This is a genomic window from Pseudomonas sp. D3, assembly GCF_029320995.1.
Lineage (GTDB): Bacteria > Pseudomonadota > Gammaproteobacteria > Pseudomonadales > Pseudomonadaceae > Aquipseudomonas > Aquipseudomonas paraveronii.
The window spans coordinates 2,901,050-2,919,941 of sequence record NZ_CP119772.1; the positions used below are offsets into that span (position 1 = coordinate 2,901,050).

Consider the following 18,892-nt stretch of genomic DNA (forward strand, 5'->3'; position numbering starts at 1 on the left):
CCTTTTGGTCAGCATTGACGCGGTGTCATTTTTCGCTGCGATTGAACAGGTGCATGGCGGTTTCGCGCCGATACTCGCTGGGCGTCTGGTGCATCTCGATGCGAAAGTGCCGGTTGAAATTGGACAGGTTGGCGTAGCCCACTTCAAAGCAGATAGCCGCCACTGACAGCTCGCTTTGCAGCAACAGCCGGCACGCCCGCTGTATACGGAACTTGCGCATCAGGTCGATAAAGCCATGGCCGGTGTTGCGCTTGAAGAAGCGTGAGAAGCCCGGCTCGCTCATCTCCAGTTGCCGGGCGATCACCGACAGGCGCAAATCGCCGGTCAGTTCACGCATCAGGTAGTCGAACGCTTTGTTGATGCGCTCGGCGCTGCGCGCGTCCAGGGTCGGCGCGTAGCACGGGCTGGCCAGGGCCTGGACCTGCGGCGGCGGGGCGTTGTTGAGGGTGTCGAGCAGTTGCAGGAACAGGATCAGGCGTTGCAGGCCGTGGGCGCTGCCGATGTCTTCCATCAGTTGGGCCGCCTGCACAGCGGTCTCGCCGCTGAACGCCAGGCCGCGCCGGGCCTGTTCGAACAACGCCTGCAAATCGCCGAGTTCCGGCAGGGTCTCGCGCAGGGCGAGGAGGGCGGCGCCATCGAATTGCAGCACCACATCGCGGCCGCTCAGGTACTCACCGGGGGCCAGGTCGCCGATCCAGTCGTGGGGCAGGTCCGGGCCGATCAGCGCGACATGCCCTGCACTGAATGCGCCGATGTAGTCGCCCGCCACCAACTTGCCGCTGCCTTGGCGAATCAGGTGGATCTCGAATTCGGGGTGGTGATTCCAGCGAGCCAGCTCGTAGGGATAGTCATGTTCTAACCAGCGAAAGCAGTGCTCCGGTTCGGGCAGGATCACTTCGAGTTCGGCGGGGCGGTGCTCGAACAGCTCGGCGCGACTGACGGGCATGGTGATGCCTCTTGTACTTGGGGGAGTGCCCCAAAATACGCGGGTTGGCGACAGCGGCGCTACCCAAGGTTTTGCCCGGTACTGATACTTTTTTGCGCTGGGGTCTAGGGTCAAAAAAGTATCAGCCGAGCATTCGCCATGGGTTTGTGAGGGCCTGGCCAAGCTGCTGTAATCGGCCCTCACCGATAAAAACAACAGGTGGAAACTGCCGGTTCCAGGCTCAGCCCACCACCGAACGCGAGATAAAACGCGTCGGTTATCCCAAATAAATGCCCAAGGGACACGCACCCCATGAAACGACTGGAAGGTAAGAGCGCGCTGATCACCGGATCGGCGCGTGGCATCGGCCGCGCCTTTGCCCAGGCCTATATCGGTGAAGGCGCGACGGTTGCCATCGCCGATATCGACCTGCAACGGGCCCAGGCCACGGCGGCCGAACTGGGCCCGCAGGCCTACGCGGTGGCGATGGACGTCACCGACCAGGCCTCCATCGACGCCGCGATTGCCGCCGTGGTGGCCCATGCGGGCCGGCTGGATATCCTGATCAACAACGCCGCGCTGTTCGACCTGGCGCCGATTGTCGACATCACCCGCGAGCGCTTCGAGCGGCTGTTCTCGATCAACGTCGCCGGCACGCTGTTCACCCTGCAGGCCGCAGCCCGGCAGATGATCCGCCAGGGCCACGGCGGCAAGATCATCAACATGGCCAGCCAGGCCGGGCGGCGTGGCGAGCCGCTGGTCGCGGTGTACTGCGCGAGCAAGGCGGCGGTGATCAGCCTCACGCAATCGGCGGGGCTGAACCTGATCAAGCAGGGCATCAACGTCAATGCCATCGCCCCGGGTGTGGTCGACGGCGAGCATTGGGACGGGGTGGACGCGCTGTTCGCCAAGCACGAAGGCCTAGCGCCGGGCGAGAAAAAGAAGCGGGTAGGCGACGAGGTGCCGTTCGGGCGGATGGGCACCGCTGAAGACCTCACCGGTATGGCGATCTTCCTCGCGTCGCAGGACGCCGACTATGTCGTCGCCCAGACCTACAACGTCGATGGCGGTAACTGGATGAGTTAGGCCATACACCGATCAACATGTGGGAGCGAGCAAGCCCCGTCCCACATTGGATCGTGGTTGTTCTTGAATACCGCGCTAGTCGGCAAAACTGCGATCGAAGAAATAAATCTTCCCCGGCTTCAAGTTCTCCATCGTCGCCTGGGGCCTGCCGCCTTCGCCTGGTTTCTTGCGCCCCGTTTCCCGCAAATACCCCACCTCAGTCAGCTTCAGCAAACGCTGGCGAACACTGGTCTTCAACACCGGCCGCGCGAGCACCAGCGAGAAGATCGCCGTCGCTTGCGGGGCGCTGAATTCCTCGCCCAGGAACATCAGCGGCAAGCTGCTGTACAGCGACTTGGACAGTAACCGCGCCTGCACGGCGGCCACGATGGTGTTGTGATCGAACGGCAACTTGATGTGGCCGTCGGCTAGCGCATCCAGCGAAAACCAGGCTTGATGCTCGCCCAGCGTCACCTCATCCGCGATGATCGCCAGGTAGAAAGTGGACGACGACCAGCAACGCGGATCGCGGAACGCGTCGCCCACCGTACCCACTTGCTCGCTCCACACCAGGTCGAGGCCGACTTTGTCGCTCGCGCGCAGGCGCTCCACGGCATCCGTGAGGCTCAGGTCCTGCACGTCGCCATTCACCACCACACCCGGCAGTGCCCAATGCCCGGCGAAGGGTTCGGTGTCGCGCTTGTTCAGCAGCAGCTTCAGTTCTCCTGCCGCGCGGCAGTAGAACAGCACGCACAGGTCGACGGTGTGGAGGTAGGCGCTAAGTGGCATGTGCAGTCCTTCTAAACAGCGGTGGCGCACAGTCTAACGGATCGAACAAATATGTCATGTACTGACTAAAGCCTATATAAATAAATCTTTCTTGCAATGAAAGTACGTGACGTGTACTTTTTTTCAGGCCGCAGGAGACCCGCCATGACCCTCTCGAAACATGCCATCGCTTCATTCGACGTCGACGCCCAGAAGAGCTTTACGCCGCTGTGCCCCAACGAATTGCCAGTGGCCGGGGGGACCTCATCGGTGCCGAACTCAACTACATGGCTAGCCTCGCGGGCTACCGTGTCGGCAGCAAGGACGCCCACACTCCACATGCGCCGTGGGTGGTCAAGCAACACAGCGAGATGCTGCAACCCACCGGCCTGGCCCACGCCGATGTCACCTGGGTCAGCCACTGCGTGCCGGGCACCGAGGGCTTCAGCCTGCTCGATGAACTGCCCACGCCCTATGACTACGATTACTTCATCTGGAAAGGCGTCGAACCCGACCTGCACCCCTACGGCGCCTGCTACCACGATCTGCACGACAAGCTGTCCACGGGCGTCATCGAGTACCTCAAAGCCCAGGGCGTAAGCCGCGTGATCGTCGGCGGCCTGGCCCTCGACTACTGCGTCAAGACCACCGCGTTGCAACTGCTCAAGGCCGGCCTGGAAGTGGTGCTGCACCTGCCGGCGTGCCGGGGTATTACGCAGGAGGGCGGTGTACAGGCTGTCAACGAGTTGCTCAAGGCCGGTGCCGGCATCAGCCGCACCCGCGAAGAACTGGCTGCGATGGCCACGCGCTAAGGGGACACACCATGGAAAGTGCCTACGACTACGAAGCCCCGGTGATCCTGGGTTTGCTCGACACCGACAGGTATACCCGTGAGCATGTCTAAAGATTTACCGCCTAAATCCAATAAATTCAAAGAGTTACAGAGTCAGGATTTTGTCCATGTTTTCGGCCAGAAATGGACACGACTGAGGCGCTAGCTCAGAGGCGGATAAAGGATGGGGATTTATTGAAAAGGTTCAAGAAGATCCAGATGAGTTGATACGTGCAGATATCGGGGCTTCCACATGGCGGGTCAATTCCATCAGGGCTGCCTCAAGGGCTAGCTGGTTTTGGTACGTCCTCTCTAGGACATCAGCTAGCGAATATTGCGATGGCATGAGCTCGATCCTTCCTCGTAAAAACTTGGTTTGGTAGCGTAGGAATTGAAGGCCGCAGTTTGAGTTTCAGGTCATCCCACACTGGGCGTTGAACGCAGTGACGGTGCTTTAATCTTGGTACGCAGAGGTTTAAATATTTCCACCGGTCTATCCAACGTTTGATAAAAACCTACCGTTATCAAACACCGTAGCTTTGCGTGGGTCGGAAATGCTTCCAATCAAATCACCACTTTCGACCCGGAAGAAAGAATGCTACGCCGGCGGAGCTCTAAGCAGTAACGAACTTTCTCCCTGCAGCGCGCCCATTTCTTTCTCTATGTGAAGGGAACACCGCAGATCATGCAGGTGTTGATGGGGCACTCACGCTGTTTCAAAATGCCCCCCCTTCATCTAATTTAGCGAGCAACCACTCGCCGCGTCGCCACAGCGCCTGCTGTTTGGATTCATCCATGCGGTCGAGGTTTTTATAGGTCATGCCCATGCGGTTATTACCGCGCAGACGGTCACCGTGACGCATCAGGAAGTGCCAGTAGAGTGAGTTGAAAGGGCAGGCGTCGTCCGTGATGCTTTCGCTCACCTTGTACGTGCAGCCATGACAATAGTCAGACATGCGCTTGATGTACTGGCCACTTGCGCAGTAGGGCTTGGAGCCCAGATACCCGCCATCGGCATGCATGACCATGCCGAGTGTATTGGGTAGCTCCACCCAGTCGAACGCGTCCATGTAAATTGCCAAGTACCACGCACAAATTTGACTGGGTACGATGCCCGCGAGCAGAGCGAAATTACCGGTGACCATCAGTCTCTGGATATGGTGTGCGTAGGCATACTCGAGGCTTTGGCCGATGGCTTGGCGCATGCAGTTCATGCGTGTTTCGCCTGTCCAGTAGAACTCAGGCAGCGACCGGGTATTACCGAATGCATTGCCCTCGGCATAGTCAGGCATCTTCAGCCAGTAGACGCCCCGGACGTATTCCCGCCAGCCGATCAACTGGCGAATAAAGCCTTCCGCAGCATTGAGCGCAATACTGCCCGCCAAATAGGCTGACTCCACATCGCTGCAAAGCTGACGAAGATCCAGTAGGCCAATATTTAGTGCAGCGCTTATACGGGCATGAAACAGGAAAGGCTCGTCGCTAGCCATGGCGTCTTGATAGTCGCCGAAGGCTGCCAAGCCCCAGTCAAGGAAGTAAACCCATAGGGCCTGAGCTTCGGCGTGGGTTACTGGGTAGGAGAACGTGTCGAGGGCGCCATAGTGGCTGGAGAAGTGTTTGGCTACCAACGCAAGCACATCCTGAGTGATTGCATCCGGGCTGAAGCGGGCTGGCGAAGGGGGTCTAATACCCTTGGGCAATGCCTTGCGGTTGTCCGCGTCAAAGTTCCAGGCGCCTCCGACCGGGGTGCCGTCGCCATTTAGTAATAACCCGCTCTTGCGACGCATCTCGCGGTAGAAAAACTCCAGGCGCAGCTGCTTTTTGCCTTTGGCCCAGTTAGAGAACTCTGTGCGTGTGCAGAGAAAGCGACTATCGAGGTGCCATTGGATCGCTAAGCCACAGTCCTTGAGTGATTGCTCCAGGCGCCAGTCGCCGCACTCTGTGATGTGTACTTCATCTGGTTGCATGAGTGCCTGCCACCGCCGTAATTCGCTCGGCACCGACCCAGTATTTTCTGGATCATCGAGCGCAACGTACTGCACTCGAATTCCTCGCTGCTGCAGAGCCTCTGCGAAATGCCGCATGGCGCTAAAGATCAGCGCGATTTTTTGCGGATGGTGAGGGACATGGCGTGCTTCCTCCATCACCTCGGCCAACAGCACTGTATCGCTTTTGGTATCCAGCCCATGCAAGGAGGCGAGATTGAAAGATAGCTGGTCACCTAGGACGAGGAGTAGCCGGCGAGTCGTATGCATCAAACAGAATCCAGTGGAATAAATGCGCGCAGAAGCAATAAGGCGCCGCAGCGATTATGCGCAGTACCGATCCTTCCATCGAACTTTCGATATCGAGCGAGAAAACCTATACAGGGAGATGTGAGTGTATAGGTGTTTTTTGGCCGGTTTGGTGGGTGACGTGAGTGTTTTTTTGCTGTCAGCAAACCTGTACCGCCTAATCGATTTTGCTACTACCGGTCAGTTCACCTTACGTAGTGACATCGTCGCTCTGCGACTATCAACGTGGCTACGTTCCCACATGTTCCATCGACGAACCTGGCGTGCAGCGACGACTCCGTAGGCTCAAGAGGAGATCCCAGGGATTTTGCGTCGAACGCATCATCGCGGATGTCAACAAGCAGGAGGCGATCCGGCATAGCCTGTGTGCGTAGTGTCTTGATTTCTCGAGCGCATGGTGGGCGCGCGCCATCAAATAGAGCGTCAGTGGCCACTATTTTTATTGTACATAAACAAACATTTTGTATAAGTTTATTTAAAGGATATTCTCAAAGAGCTGAACTGACAATGGGAGCTCAGCTAAGCGATGAAATGGGTTTATTGGTGCCCCTTTGGTGATCTCAAGAACGTTGGCTTTCGACAGCCTCACTCATCAGATACGACTGCAAAAGTCACCCTGAAATCCCATGGATAGCCCGCTATGCCCATTGCAGTTCAGATGACGCATCCAGCATCGATTTATCGTCGGCGGATTTAACGCGATTACAGATTAGAAGCGATCGCATTAAGCCTGTCCCGGACAGGGCATATTATTGAGCTAGCCATGAAGAAAACGCTTTCGTTGGCCACACGTATAGGCCTCAGTTTCACAGCCATCCTGGCGCTACTTATAGTGATAACAGCCATCGGTATTCAGCGCGTTGCGTTCATTGATTCGACCTTGGTCGACGTTAGCGAAAACGCGGCAAAGGTGCAGCGCTATGCCATCAATTTCCGTGGGAGCGTGCACAACCGCGCCATTGCTATCCGGGATGCAGTGCTGGTGACGACCGATCTGGATCTGGAAAAACACTTGTCGGAGGTTACAACCTTGGAAAAGGCTTACTCCGACTCGGCGGCGCCTATGGATCAGCTGTTCAAGGGCGTAAGCGTGACTGCCGAAGAGGTTCGATTGCTCAGCGCTATTAAGGACATCGAACAACAAACCCTGAAATCTACCCAGGCGGTACTGTCCCTGCGCCGGACTGGCGATGTTTCAGGAGCCCAGGCACTGCTGATGCGTCAAACGTCTTTGGATTACAGTGAGTGGTTGAAACGCGTGAATGCGTTGATCGACTACGAGGAGGCGTCAATCAAGGTGAAGCTTGGCGCGATTCAGGCAACCGCTAGCCAGTTCAGTACGCTGATGCTGATCGCAACCGTTATTGCCCTGCTGCTGAGCATCATGCTGTCAGCTGTGATTATTCGTTTCGTTAAGTCCACACTGGGCGCGGAGCCCGCCGAGGTTGCATTAGCTATCCAGCGGCTGGCTTCAGGTGACCTGAATCAGACTATTTCTACAGATTATCCGGACAGCGTGATGGGGGTATTGAAAGACGCGCTTAGCCACCTGGCAGAGACTATCCAGCAGGTGCGGATAGCGGCCCGTGAGGTCAATCACTCGTCTGCCCAATTGTCTGCCACCTCATCGGCTAACAATGAGCAGATCAGCCTGCAAACCCGCGAAGCCGAGCAGGTGGCCGCAGCAATCACGCAAATGGCTGCGACTGTTAATGAAGTATCCGGGTATGCCGCGCAGGCGGCTAATGCTTCCCGGTTGGCCGATATAGAAGTGGAAAGTGGCAATCAATTAGTTGCAAGCACCACTCTTGCCATCGAACGGCTTGCAATAACCCTGGAGCAAACCACGGACACCGTGAATCAGGTATCCAAACACAGTGAAAATATCGAGTCAGTGATCGACGTAATCAACTCCATCGCCTCGCAAACCAATTTGTTGGCCCTAAACGCTGCTATTGAGGCTGCTAGGGCAGGAGAGCATGGGCGCGGGTTTGCGGTGGTAGCTGATGAGGTGCGCTCGCTGGCCAATCGTACACAGCAGTCGACCGAGGAAATTCGGGAGATGATCAGCACGCTGCAAGTGGGTACTGAAACCGCATCGCAAACAATGCGCAATAGTTGCGAGCTGGTGAGCCAAACGGTCACACAAACCCGCAGTGCGCAGAATGCATTAACCAGGATCAGCGAGCAGGTTGGCGCCATCAGTCATATGAACGCCCAGATCGCAAGTGCCTCCGTGCAGCAGAGTAGCGTTGCCGATGATGTCGCTCAAAATATAAACCGCATCCACGGATCCACGGTGCAGTCGGCCACCGGCTCGCTTCAAGTGGCAACGGCTAGCATGGAGCTCTCGCAGTTGGCGGATCGCCTTACCGCGAAAGTGGCGTTCTTCAGCGCCGCTTAGGATATTCGGGGTGAGCTAGGAAGTCCCTCTATGGCGCATGGGTGCCTGCTACGCTACCAGTGATCTGCCCGCCGAAAGATTGAACGTCTAACCCGGACGCGAGTAAATACGGTATGTCATGGCAGCTCAGCGACGATGTAGGAAGATTTTTCTATATGACGTTTCACTCGTCTGGTCGCCTCAACATCCTGCTGACCATGCCGATAGACTTATTATGACCCAACAGGCGGTTTCCCATGTTCAATACCAAAATCAAGAACCAGCTTCAATCTCAGGCAGCAGAGCTGTCGGAGCTGCGCCAATTACGCGATGGCCTAAACCGTGAAATGCTAACGTTGAGTATTGATTCAACTTTTAAAATTACCGCATGCAATGAAAGTTTTGCGCAGGCTTTGGGCTACACCCAGAGTCAGCTTATAGGTCGCGCCATGGCCGATCTCGTTCCGCAGTATGTGTCCAAGCTACCGTGCTTTCACAACTTTCGGGCAGCCGTAGCCGCAGGTAAGTCTATCTCTGACGAATACAGGTACCTGCATACTGACGGTTCATTGGTGTGGCTTCATGCGCATTGGCAGCCCATAACGGATATGACTGGCAGGTTGAGTCATATCACCTGCTATGCGACGAACATTACCTCTCGATTGGAAAAAGCATCGGAAAGCGTCTCGTTCATTGACGCATTACTTCGTTCGACGGCGGTGATTGAGTTTGATCTCTCCGGGCATGTACTTACGGCGAATGATCAGTTTTTAAAAGCAATGGGCTACAGCCTGGGCCAAGTTAAAGGCAGTCATCACCGTATTTTCTGCACACCAGAAGAAACCTCGTCCCAGAAATACAAGGATTTTTGGGCAATGTTGAACAAGGGTGAGTTTGTTGCCGGCCGATTTGAGCGTATTGACAGTCGCGGTCAGACGGTATGGCTGGAGGCGACGTACAACCCGGTTTATGACACCGAAGGAACACTCTGCAAGGTGGTTAAATTTGCGACCGTTGTCACCGACCAGGTTATCCGTGAACAAGCGGTCAGTGAGGCTGCCCAAACTGCGTTTGAAATTTCCCAGCAGACTGATGTCAGTGCTCAGCGAGGAGCCGTGGTAGTCAATGACACTATGCATACTATGCGTAAAATTGCCGTTGATATGCAGGCTGCCTCTGGCGGGGTCGAAGCGCTTGGTAAGCAGTCATTGTTGATCAGCTCGATCATTCAAACGATCAGTAGTATTGCCCAACAAACCAACCTGTTGGCATTGAATGCCGCGATTGAAGCCGCCCGTGCAGGCGAACAGGGCCGAGGCTTCGCGGTAGTAGCGGATGAGGTTCGACAATTGGCTGGACGCACCAGCAGCGCTACTGAAGAAATTGCCTCTGTCGTCTTGCAGAACGAGAAGCTGGTCGAAGAGACCGTAGCTGAAATGGCGAACAGCAAGTCCCAAGCTGAACAGGGCCTTGTACTTGCTACTCAGGCAGGAGAGGTAATACTGGAAATCCAGGATGGCGCTAAAAGGGTAGTCGACGCGGTCGGCAAATTTGCGAATCAGGTTGCTTAGGAAATGATGTGGCTCTGGAGTGCGAATCGCCCTAGGTGTCAGATGAGTAAGGCCTCCATCCAGGCCAGTCTCATATCAGGCAATATCAAAGAGTCCACCCGCATCAAATACTCAAATCCAAGAAGGATTGAGGGGGCAATGCAGCGAACCTGAACTTCGTAACTTCAAATACCTTACCAAATAGGGTGAGGCATTGCAGTTACATCCTGATCCCATACACCTATAAGCGCCATCGAGAAAACCCGCTGAGGCGGGTTTTCCAGACGCAGTATAATTTTCCTGCAATGCCCTGCTTTACTGAGAAATGTCATTCTTTTTCATGTCGTCTTTTTTCATGCCGTCATTGGACATGGAATCTTTTTTCCTCGTGTTCTTCTTCATCGTATCGTCGGCATGTACAACCGCGACGCCCACTGCCAGGTAAATACCTAGGATTGCAGTCGTTAACTTTTTCATAGTGAAGCTCCTTGAGACTCAGGTTGCGAAAAAGCGCAGCCCGGGCTGCGCAATGGGGTTGCCATGTGCGTCAGCTACCACCGAACCAGTTGTAGCCCAGGTCTTCCCAGTAATCACCCGGATAGGTATTGGTGACGAAAATCGCTTGAATGTGCTTTGGGTTCTTATAACCAAGCTTGGTGGTCATGCGCAGTTTCATTGGGAAGCCATATTCACGGGGCAGTACGGCACCGTCGTAGGTCAGCGTCAGTAGCGTTTGCGCATGCACTGCCGTGACTGGATGTGCAAGGGAGCGAGTCGATATCAAAAATTGACCAGTTGTTGCTCTTCCATTCGATAGTTCTTCCGTGCGCATCACTGGTCAGTGAGGTTCTGGGATGTGAAATTTGTTTTGTGGTGAGCGATACAAAACATGTGCTATGGTCAACAACAGTTCTCTAATGCGTGCGAAAACCATGGCCCGTCCCCGTACATTCGATGAGTCGACTGTTTTAACAGCCGTCGCTGAAGCGTTCTGGACGCAAGGCTACGAGGCCACCTCGACCCGAGACCTCGTCAATCGCACCGGGCTCAATCAGCCAAGCCTTTACAACGCGTTTGGCGACAAACGTAGTCTTTACCGTCGCGCCCTCGTGCACTATCTAGAGTGCAGTGTGCGTGATCGAATTCGGCGCCTTGAAGCTCTGCCAAACGCTGGAATGGCCATAACTGGGTTCTTCGCAGAGGTGTTGAATCGCACACTGAACGATCCTTTTCATCGTGGGTGTCTGCTGGTGAATTCTGCCCTCGAAGCAAATGCAGAAGACACGGATTTGCGACAGGCCGTCGCAGAAGAGTTCGAGTCCATTCGCAGTTTTTTTGAAGGCCGCCTGCAAACCTTCCGCATGCAATCTGTCGATTCCGTCGAGATTGATGTGAAGCAGGGTGCGCATCATTTGCTCAGTGTGTTGCTGGGCATTCGAGTTTTGGCACGGGTTAATCCCGATCCCGCGTGGGTAACAGACGCCATTAGTATTGCAATCAAAAGCCTTGGGCTTCCTCCCTTGGCGTTAGCGATGTTCACTGAAAACCACTGCACGGAGTCAATATGATCAAGCTCTACTATCACCCGTCTCCTAACCCCGCCAAGGTTGCGCTTTTCTTGGAGGAGTCAGGCCTTGAGTACGAACTCATCCCTGTTGATACGCGCAAGGGTGAACAGCACGATCCGGCGTTTCTTAAGATCAATCCGAATGCCAAAACACCGGCTCTGGTTGATGGTGACAACGTGGTATTCGACAGCAACGCCATACTGCTCTATCTAGCCGAAAAAACAGGTATGTTCCTGCCTGCTGACAATCTCAAGGCTCGAGGTGAGATGTATTCCTGGCTCATGTTCGTCGCGACCGGTATCGGCCCTTACTCTGGACAGGCTGTTCACTTTAAGCACTTCGCACCCGAGCCAAAAGACTACGCCGTTACCCGCTACACCTTCGAAGCCTGGCGTCACTGGACGATCATCAACGAGCACCTGGCCAAACAGCCTTACATGCTCGGAAGTGAGTACACGCTGGTGGATATGGCCGTATGGGGTTGGGCGCGCGCGGTACCTTTCATCCTAGGTGATGACGCTTGGGTAAAACTTCCAAACGTAAAACGGCTCCTTGATGGCATCAATGCTCGACCGGCAGCACAGCGAACCGAAGAACTGAAGACCCGCCACAGTTACAAGACCGAGATGGATGCTGACGCGCGTAAGGCAATGTTTCCTCAGATTAGTCAGTAGGCGCGCCAGATCATGATCGACTTGCATGAATGGACTCCCCGCTATTGGGTCGAGATTTAATGTTCTTTTACGTATCCGGGCTTCCGCACGTCATTGCTCCAGTGAGCATTGGTAAAAGTGGAGCAATTTGCTCGGTTCAAGGCTGCGGGCCCCTATAAGGGGCCCGCACCGGGCGGCTTTTTCCTATGCACAGCGCCTTTAACAGCCGCTCAAGTGGTGCTCCTAAGTGCTACCTACAAACCAGTCTGGCAAGCCAACCTCAAGTGTGATGTCAGCATTAGGCGGTCACCATTGTGGATCAGGCGCACAGCGCCAACCTCCAGCTGGACTGTATGTGCCGAGTGAAGACATGACGGTTTCGTTAGCAAAAATAGCCGGAGCAAACGGATCCACTGACGACGGCAGTAGGAATTGGCCTGTTTTGGCGGGGAGCGTCGAACACTCTATTTTCCATGGAGTTTCTCCCGCGTTATGCCTACCAAAAGACAGTTCGCAGGCTAAAAGGGAGGCTGGGTTAAATGAGTTTTCGGGTTCGCCGAATTGTTCGCGCAAATGAGTCCCCGGTGTTATCGGTGTGGGACGACTGGCGGCGAAAATAAAATAGTCTCCGGCCAATAGCAGGCAGCCCTGGTGCGACGGCTCGTTCACCGCTTTCAACCATTGACCTCGACAAGAGCCGAGTGAGTCGGGTAAACGTTCCCATATTTCGTAGTAACTCTCATCCAGAGCCGTCTCTACTAGGCGCTCACTGGTTTCAAAGTGCATGCGTCCAATGTCTTCCTCGTCATTGACCGGCTGGTAGTCCAATTTGCGATGCCATTGGCAAATGTCTTCGTCTACTTGGGTCACCCCGGCGAAACCTTGCTGTTCACACAATGCCAGTTGTTGAGAGTGGCTGAGGTCTTCGAGCGCCAGACTTGGAAGTGAAATCGAGGGGATTCTTAGGTCTGCAAACAGTCGCGGTGTTTGTAGCCAGTACACGGCTGTTTCGCTGTCCGAACGCCCTGAGCGGTACTGGATCAGACTCCGCTTCCATACGCCAAAGTACCTTTCAGCAACCTGATTCATAGATATTCCTTGTGGGCGTCGCGTTTGGGTGGATATGGCTGCGCATACATTCCCAGAAAGATCTAGAACATGGCAATAGCCGGTACTGATACTCGGAAGGCTCGCTAAGTTAAGTTCTACGAAAACCCGGAATCTGGCGGTGTGTCTATTCATCGCGACCACTGAAGCCCTCTGGCAGAATTGGCGCCACGAATGAGCCATTGCGCCTTGCGCGGGCACTTAGCATTTAGTTGGCAAGACCGGTCTTCAGGACGAGGTCGCGAGTTGAAGGAAAAACACCGATGGTCGCTGAAAAATCCGAGCGCCCTTTGATGGAGTCTGGCCATGGCGTGCGGTACGTCACAGCAAAGCTTTGCAGACAACACCAAGACTGCGAATTCTCCGGCCCAAAGCCTTTGGGCTTGGGGCGCAGCCAGATGGGCGTCCATAACCAGCTCTGGTTGTTGGCGCTATCAAGCGTACTCATCGCTGGCTGCTCCAGCTCCAAATCCAATTCGCCCCCGCCGGTCGAGCGCGACCCATGCCTGGATGCGGGGCCGGCTAAAAGCGTGGAGTACGATAACTGTGTGGCTGATCGGGAAGCCAGCAAGAGGGAGGCTCTCAGAGTACTTCTCGACGATACCGGCGTTTATTCCCGACAGATGCAAATAGTCGAATCTGAGGACAATACTTACCAATGCTTGCCGGTCTGGCTTCAGAGGCACCGCGAAAGGGGGGGGCGGCAGGCACGAAATAGCGGTGCCGGGATGAAGACTCAACAAGCGGATCTGAGGCCGCGTTCGTGCCAGTTCGAAGGCAGCCGTTTTAAGGTTAGAATTTGAACTGATGCACGATTTCCAATAAGCGCTCGGCGTCTCCGCCGCTTTCGCGTCCGCGCTTAAGAGTGCTTTCGGCTAGCGCTACAGTGGTGTTCGCGACGACCGAGACACTGCTGATTCGTCGATTAATTTCATCGGTAACCATGGCCTGCTCATTTGCAGCTTGAGCTATCTGTAGGCTCATGTCTGATACAGAAGACACTAGTCCGCTGATGCGTTGCAGCGCCTCGCCAGCGCTAATCGCCTGCTGCACGCCTCGCTCTGCGAAGACACGGCTATCGTCCATTACTTCTACGGCTTGCTTCGAAGCGTTTTGGAGGCGGTCGATCATGCCATTTATCTCTTGCGTAGACTTTTGTGTTCGGCTAGCGAGCGTACGCACTTCGTCAGCCACTACGGCAAAACCACGACCTTGCTCGCCTGCACGAGCGGCTTCAATGGCTGCATTGAGAGCCAATAAATTGGTTTGTTCGGCAATAGTACGAATCACCTCCAGTACCCCACCTATCTCGCGTGAATGGCCTTCTAGATCGCAAATCACAATCGCAGCACGACCCACCTCATCTGCAAGGGCGCGAATATCGATGATGGTTTTATTGACGACGGTAATCGCCGCTTGTGCCTGCTTGTCGGCATCTTGAGTTTGAGCCGCGCTGGCTTGGGCGTTTGTAGCAACGCCCTGCACGTTGGTAGCCATCTGATTAGCCGCCGCCGCAACTTGTTCCACCTCGACTTGAAGATCCGTAGCACTGCGCTGAGACGCGTCAGCATCACTCAGCAATTGTTCGGCGGAGCGCTCCAGCCCCATTGAAACATCTGCAACTGTGGTGATTTTGAGGCGTAGGCTTCCAAGGAATGCATTGAACAGTTCGATAACCTGACCAATTTCGTCATCTCGATTCGATTTGATAGTGCGGCTCAGGTCGCCACTGCCATCATTCAACGCGCTCAGAGCCTTACTCAAAGAGTACATGGGGGGTAGTACTCGATTGGCAATTAACCACAACGCCCCCAGCATAATGACCAAGACCGTGCCCCAGGCGATGAGGTTGGTGGTTCGAATCATTGTGCGCTCAGCCTTGCTGTCAATTAGCTGCTGACGATATAGCTTATCCAGCGGCTCACTAAAAGCAGCAAAGTCGGAAATAACTTTCGCTGAACGCAGGTCAAAGTCTTCCATGACTTTATCACCATCAACTTTATCACGGGCATAGGCCTGCACCATGAGCTTTCCGGTGCTGTTAAGCTGCTCAAGTGGAGTGCGCAAAGCCTGAATATTGCTGGAGAGGCTCGGAACCATAGGTGTTAGTTCATCGAGCAACTGAAGCGATGCGTTGTAATATTTCTGTGCATCGCCTATGGGTTCTTGGTCTTGGGTTAGGCTAGCGTCAGTGTAAAACTGTTGGATTTGTGCGCTGTCGTAGCGCAATTTTTGGGTCGATTCAAGAGCGATCCCTAACCGTTCGCTATTGAGCTCCATGCCATCGAGTTCATTAATTTGGGTGTGCATTAATAGGGTCAAACCAACGGCAGTTGCGACCAAGCCTGCTGCACAGAAAGCCATCAAACGAGAAATACTTAACGTCACCGAGTTCTCCAATATTGTAAAGGAAATAATAGCGTGGCTCACGCGTTTGCGTCTGAAGCGCACGTTCAAGAAATTGCCTGCACTGTAATCGGCGTATGACTTGGTCAAGACGTCGCGCTGGATATGCAGCGTATCTAACTGTTGCCGACTCCTCTCTAAGAGCATCAACAAAAAACGGCTTGGTAATTATGAGTTTACCAAAGAAAGATACCGTGCCAGCGGTATAAGCGTCCGTCCAACATATCTTACATAATTAAATAAAATGGCTCCCTTTTGGTTGAGCAAATATTGTGCGATCTTACTCATTTTCAGGCCGAAACGCGAACCGTCATTGAAACTGCGTAAATCGCCATTTTGAATGGGGTGAAAAGCTTGGCTTATCTAGAATGGATTCAATGGCCTGCGATGTTGGTGATGGTGCTCGCTGCCTGGCTTATCGGGTCTCAACGACCAGCAAGGCGGATGACAGGATTTGAATGCTTTAGCCTGAGCAATATATTGTGGGCAGGTTTGCCTTTTCATGATGAACCTTCGCGGGTTCAAAAAGAACTTCGACGTACACTAGGTTTAGTCGTAAACATCAGGAGCTTTCAGGGACTAATCTTTACCTCTGGCACCGGGCATCTGCGATACCATGATTGATGGTGCGAAGGTGGATAGGCTACAACGTCCAGCAAAGTGAACAGGTCGTGATAGAGACTGACTCGTGCCAGATAAAAATCGCCCTCTAGCGACAGCTGCTCCAACTCGCGTACTTCCCCATTCGATACCCTTTCAGTCAACGCCTACGATTCAAGGTTAACTCGCTGCCTACCAAGGAAGGCGTTCTCCGTTATAGGCAAAGAAATTGCCGCTGTCGGCAGGCTCTAATTGGTCGATCAGTGATAGTAATTCACAGGCGGCCACGTTTGCCGGCCTGGCGGCAGAGGCGCCACGAAAGGGTTGCGACAGTGCTGAAACAACTGTACCTGGGTGAAGGCTCAGCAGGCGGCTCTGAGGTCGCGTTCTTGCCAGTTCGATGGCCGCCGTTTTAATCAGCATATTTAGTGCTGCCTTGGAGGCGCGATAGGCATACCAACCGCCCAAGCGGTTATCGCCGATACTACCCACCTTGGCAGAGAGCATCGCCATCGCGCCACGAGGATCAAGCAAGGGCAGAAAGTGACGCAAAACCAGCGCAGGCCCGATTGTGTTGACTTGGAATATCGCCTGGAGCGTATCCGCCTCAATAGCGGAGTAACTTTTTTCAGGTTTGATTTCGTCGCGATGTAGCAGACCGGCAGCATGCAAAATTAACTGGTACGGGGCTTCTTGAGCTAATTCGGAGGCCGCCCTGGCGATACTGTCGGCATCCTCCAGATCGAGGTGTGGAACACTGTTGCGCCCCAACTGACGAACATACGCACACTGTGGATCCTGATTGAGTAACTCACAAAAAGCCGAGCCAAGCGCGCCACTGGCGCCAATCACCAAGGCACGGTAGCCCTCGCCAAGGGAGTTCATCTTGAAGGAACTGTTCATTTAGCCTCACCCACAGTCTGGCGCGATTTTTCGGTATTAACCCATTCGCCCTATCAGTTGCAGAAATTCGTGACGCGAAGCGGACGACTCGCGAAAAGCTCCCAGCATCACCGAAGAGGTCATCACCGAGTTTTGCTTCTCCACGCCTCGCATCATCATGCACATGTGCTTAGCTTCAATGACGACTGCCACGCCAGCCGCATGGGTAATTTTCTGTATGGCGTCGGCAATTTGCTTTGTAAGATTTTCCTGGATCTGTAAGCGACGGGCGAACATATCCACCACTCGGGCGACCTTCGACAGGCCCAGTACCCTTCCTGTGGGGATGTACGCGACATGAGCCTTACCGATGAAAGGCAGCATGTGATGCTCACACAATGAATACAGTTCGATGTCGCGCACTATGACCATTTCATCGTTTTGTGATTCGAACAATGCGCCATTGATCACATCATCGAGACTCATTGCGTAGCCGTTGCACAGGTACTGCATTGCTTTGGCTGCGCGCTTGGGTGTATCCAGCAGTCCTTCACGCTCAGGGTTTTCGCCTACGCCGACGAGAATTTCACGGTAATGCTCTGCTAATGATGGGTTCATCTTGATTCCTCGAAGCCTTGCTGCGCTTTATGTGTCGGCCAATCCTTGGCAGTAGGAGACTATCTGCTGCGCACGATCTGACGCAGATGACACAGGGTTCGCCAGATCAGCTATGACCCAGGCTCTTCGCCGGGCCCATTACAAATTGGAGCTTTCTAGGTCTGCTTTGTTTTCAACGTGGACTGGTCGTCCGATGCGGGTTTGGACGCCGGCACCTCGCAACGGTTATCGAGACAGCGACGGCCACTATCTGGGTGAGGTAACCACGCCAAATGGGGGCGTAAGTGGCAGAAAAGGCGATAACCGAATTCAAGCAGCGGGCGGAATAAACTCCACGTCAGTGGCGTTGCCCAAAAGCCCAAGCCGGCGGCTCGCCAGCTCCACAGTGTGGCATCCAGGCCCGTTACCCAGCGTCCATCAGCGAAACGGGCGTGCAGCGAGGACTGCATCTGCTCGAACGTGAACCCGAGTGCATTGGCGTCGAATACACCGCTGCTGATGTCCACAAAAAACAGTCGATCCTTTACGGCATGTCCGCGCAGGAGCTTGATTTCGCGCGCACACAGAGGGCATTCACCGTCAAAGTACAGCGTCAGTGGCCACTTCATTTTGTTGTACATTGAGCATGCTCTTGTATAGGTTGTGTACAAGATATGCTGAAAGAAACGGACTGACAATGAGCAATGTTCTTTTGCCGTGCTATGCGCTCTGACACCCGGTTTCGTGAACGCATCGCCTGTCTGTTCATATCCAGGTTCGTGACGGCAAGGTGCTCGAAGGCGTTCCCGTTATCGTGGGCACCCCCATTATTCTTGGAAAAGCGGGGCGTTATAGAATTGGTCAGGCACGTTAATGCTTGCGGCGCAGGACTGAATTCATCACTAAGACGTGAGCGAGTCCAAAGGTGTGATGCAGCTTGAATCGCCCAGGATTCTCTAGACACCTTGCAAATAGCCCAGTCCGTTTTTTGAGAACACCTTGCAAAAAGTTATACAAGGTGCTCGATTGAGTACAAGGGTGGTGGCCGACCTATGCAAGTCAGCATGCAATCCTACCGATCAATCACTACGCTCCACCCTGAAGCCTCTCTAGGTGGTTTTGACATCTGCCGCGATCAGGAGAAAGTCCGGTTAGCGCATTGCTTTCAAGACAGGACGGTTACAGAGGTCGCATACGCCGTCATGAACAGTGAGAGGCAACTATTGTGGATGGGTTTTTCCTACATTGAGGTCTGAATGACG

15 protein-coding genes and 7 pseudogenes are annotated in these 18,892 nt (G+C 54.3%); 7 read left to right on the plus strand and 15 right to left on the minus strand.

Annotated elements, in window-relative coordinates:
- Positions 1-25: 25 nt before the first annotated feature.
- A complete protein-coding gene (locus P3S72_RS13425) occupies positions 26-946 on the minus strand; it encodes an AraC family transcriptional regulator (RefSeq protein WP_276197710.1) in 921 nt (306 codons plus the stop codon).
- Positions 947-1,237: 291 nt separating this feature from the next.
- Between P3S72_RS13425 and P3S72_RS13430 the strand changes: the two genes are divergently transcribed.
- Positions 1,238-2,011: an L-iditol 2-dehydrogenase gene (locus tag P3S72_RS13430; RefSeq protein WP_276197711.1), complete on the plus strand. Its 774-nt coding sequence runs from the start codon at positions 1,238-1,240 to the stop codon at positions 2,009-2,011.
- Positions 2,012-2,086: 75 nt separating this feature from the next.
- Here the strand turns inward: P3S72_RS13430 and P3S72_RS13435 are convergent, their stop codons facing one another.
- Positions 2,087-2,779 (minus strand): NUDIX hydrolase, encoded by a 693-nt coding sequence (locus tag P3S72_RS13435; RefSeq protein WP_276197712.1) that lies wholly within the window; start codon positions 2,777-2,779, stop codon positions 2,087-2,089.
- A gap of 144 nt (positions 2,780-2,923) precedes the next feature.
- On the opposite strand from P3S72_RS13435, the pseudogene P3S72_RS13440 reads away from it, so the two are divergent.
- Positions 2,924-3,570: pseudogene (locus P3S72_RS13440) on the plus strand (nicotinamidase).
- Positions 3,571-4,154: 584 nt separating this feature from the next.
- On the opposite strand, the pseudogene P3S72_RS29575 reads toward P3S72_RS13440, so the two are convergent.
- From P3S72_RS29575 to P3S72_RS13450, 3 genes and pseudogenes are all read right to left on the minus strand, one after another.
- Positions 4,155-4,310 (minus strand): annotated as a pseudogene (locus P3S72_RS29575) (DUF2256 domain-containing protein).
- Positions 4,307-5,845, minus strand: a complete 1,539-nt coding sequence (locus P3S72_RS13445) for a cryptochrome/photolyase family protein (RefSeq protein WP_276197713.1) — start codon at positions 5,843-5,845, stop codon at positions 4,307-4,309. Before P3S72_RS13445 ends, P3S72_RS29575 begins: the two are co-directional and overlap by 4 nt.
- Before the next feature lie 281 nt (positions 5,846-6,126).
- Positions 6,127-6,311: pseudogene (locus tag P3S72_RS13450) on the minus strand (DUF393 domain-containing protein); the annotation flags it as partial.
- Between the two features lie 336 nt (positions 6,312-6,647).
- Between P3S72_RS13450 and P3S72_RS13455 the strand changes: the two are divergent.
- Positions 6,648-8,288 carry a methyl-accepting chemotaxis protein gene (locus P3S72_RS13455; RefSeq protein ID WP_276197714.1) on the plus strand — a complete coding sequence of 547 codons (1,641 nt, stop codon included), beginning with the start codon at positions 6,648-6,650 and terminating at the stop codon, positions 8,286-8,288.
- A gap of 236 nt (positions 8,289-8,524) precedes the next feature.
- Positions 8,525-9,838 carry a PAS domain-containing methyl-accepting chemotaxis protein gene (locus P3S72_RS13460; protein ID WP_276197715.1) on the plus strand — a complete coding sequence of 438 codons (1,314 nt, stop codon included), beginning with the start codon at positions 8,525-8,527 and terminating at the stop codon, positions 9,836-9,838.
- A 294-nt stretch (positions 9,839-10,132) separates the two neighbouring features.
- Here the strand turns inward: P3S72_RS13460 and P3S72_RS13465 are convergent, their stop codons facing one another.
- The gene (locus tag P3S72_RS13465; protein ID WP_247397571.1) at positions 10,133-10,294 is read right to left on the minus strand and encodes a hypothetical protein; all 162 of its coding nucleotides are present in this window, start codon (positions 10,292-10,294) and stop codon (positions 10,133-10,135) included.
- Between the two features lie 70 nt (positions 10,295-10,364).
- A pseudogene (locus P3S72_RS13470) lies at positions 10,365-10,568 on the minus strand (molybdopterin-dependent oxidoreductase); the annotation flags it as partial.
- Positions 10,569-10,749: 181 nt separating this feature from the next.
- Between P3S72_RS13470 and P3S72_RS13475 the strand changes: the two are divergent.
- Positions 10,750-11,385 carry a TetR/AcrR family transcriptional regulator gene (locus P3S72_RS13475; RefSeq protein ID WP_276197716.1) on the plus strand — a complete coding sequence of 212 codons (636 nt, stop codon included), beginning with the start codon at positions 10,750-10,752 and terminating at the stop codon, positions 11,383-11,385.
- Complete coding sequence (locus P3S72_RS13480; protein WP_247397576.1) at positions 11,382-12,059, plus strand: glutathione S-transferase N-terminal domain-containing protein; 678 nt, start codon at positions 11,382-11,384, stop codon at positions 12,057-12,059. The genes P3S72_RS13475 and P3S72_RS13480 overlap by 4 nt, the downstream gene beginning before the upstream one ends.
- A 285-nt stretch (positions 12,060-12,344) precedes the next feature.
- On the opposite strand, the gene P3S72_RS13485 is transcribed toward P3S72_RS13480, so the two are convergent.
- The 4 genes and pseudogenes from P3S72_RS13485 to P3S72_RS13500 all read right to left on the minus strand — a co-directional run bounded on the left by P3S72_RS13485 (position 12,345) and on the right by P3S72_RS13500 (position 15,641).
- Positions 12,345-13,127: a hypothetical protein gene (locus P3S72_RS13485; protein WP_276197717.1), complete on the minus strand. Its 783-nt coding sequence runs from the start codon at positions 13,125-13,127 to the stop codon at positions 12,345-12,347.
- 226 nt (positions 13,128-13,353) lie between these two features.
- Positions 13,354-13,593: a hypothetical protein gene (locus P3S72_RS13490; RefSeq protein ID WP_247397580.1), complete on the minus strand. Its 240-nt coding sequence runs from the start codon at positions 13,591-13,593 to the stop codon at positions 13,354-13,356.
- A gap of 209 nt (positions 13,594-13,802) precedes the next feature.
- Positions 13,803-13,936, minus strand: a pseudogene (locus tag P3S72_RS13495) (short-chain dehydrogenase); the annotation flags it as partial.
- 1 nt (position 13,937) lies between these two features.
- Entirely contained in the window at positions 13,938-15,641 is a 1,704-nt protein-coding gene (locus P3S72_RS13500) for a methyl-accepting chemotaxis protein (RefSeq protein ID WP_276197718.1), read from the minus strand.
- 264 nt (positions 15,642-15,905) lie between these two features.
- Here P3S72_RS13500 and P3S72_RS13505 point away from each other — a divergent pair.
- Positions 15,906-16,098, plus strand: a pseudogene (locus P3S72_RS13505) (hypothetical protein).
- 103 nt (positions 16,099-16,201) lie between these two features.
- Here the strand turns inward: P3S72_RS13505 and P3S72_RS13510 are convergent.
- From P3S72_RS13510 to P3S72_RS13525, 4 genes and pseudogenes are all read right to left on the minus strand, one after another.
- Positions 16,202-16,315, minus strand: a pseudogene (locus P3S72_RS13510) (metal ABC transporter ATPase); the annotation flags it as partial.
- A 28-nt stretch (positions 16,316-16,343) separates the two neighbouring features.
- On the minus strand, positions 16,344-17,054 hold the full coding sequence (locus P3S72_RS13515; RefSeq protein WP_276197719.1) for an SDR family oxidoreductase: 711 nt from the start codon (positions 17,052-17,054) through the stop codon (positions 16,344-16,346).
- Between the two features lie 36 nt (positions 17,055-17,090).
- Complete coding sequence (folE, locus tag P3S72_RS13520; RefSeq protein WP_247397583.1) at positions 17,091-17,651, minus strand: GTP cyclohydrolase I FolE; 561 nt, start codon at positions 17,649-17,651, stop codon at positions 17,091-17,093.
- Positions 17,652-17,806: 155 nt separating this feature from the next.
- Positions 17,807-18,271: a DUF393 domain-containing protein gene (locus P3S72_RS13525; RefSeq protein WP_276197720.1), complete on the minus strand. Its 465-nt coding sequence runs from the start codon at positions 18,269-18,271 to the stop codon at positions 17,807-17,809.
- Positions 18,272-18,892 lie beyond the last annotated feature (621 nt).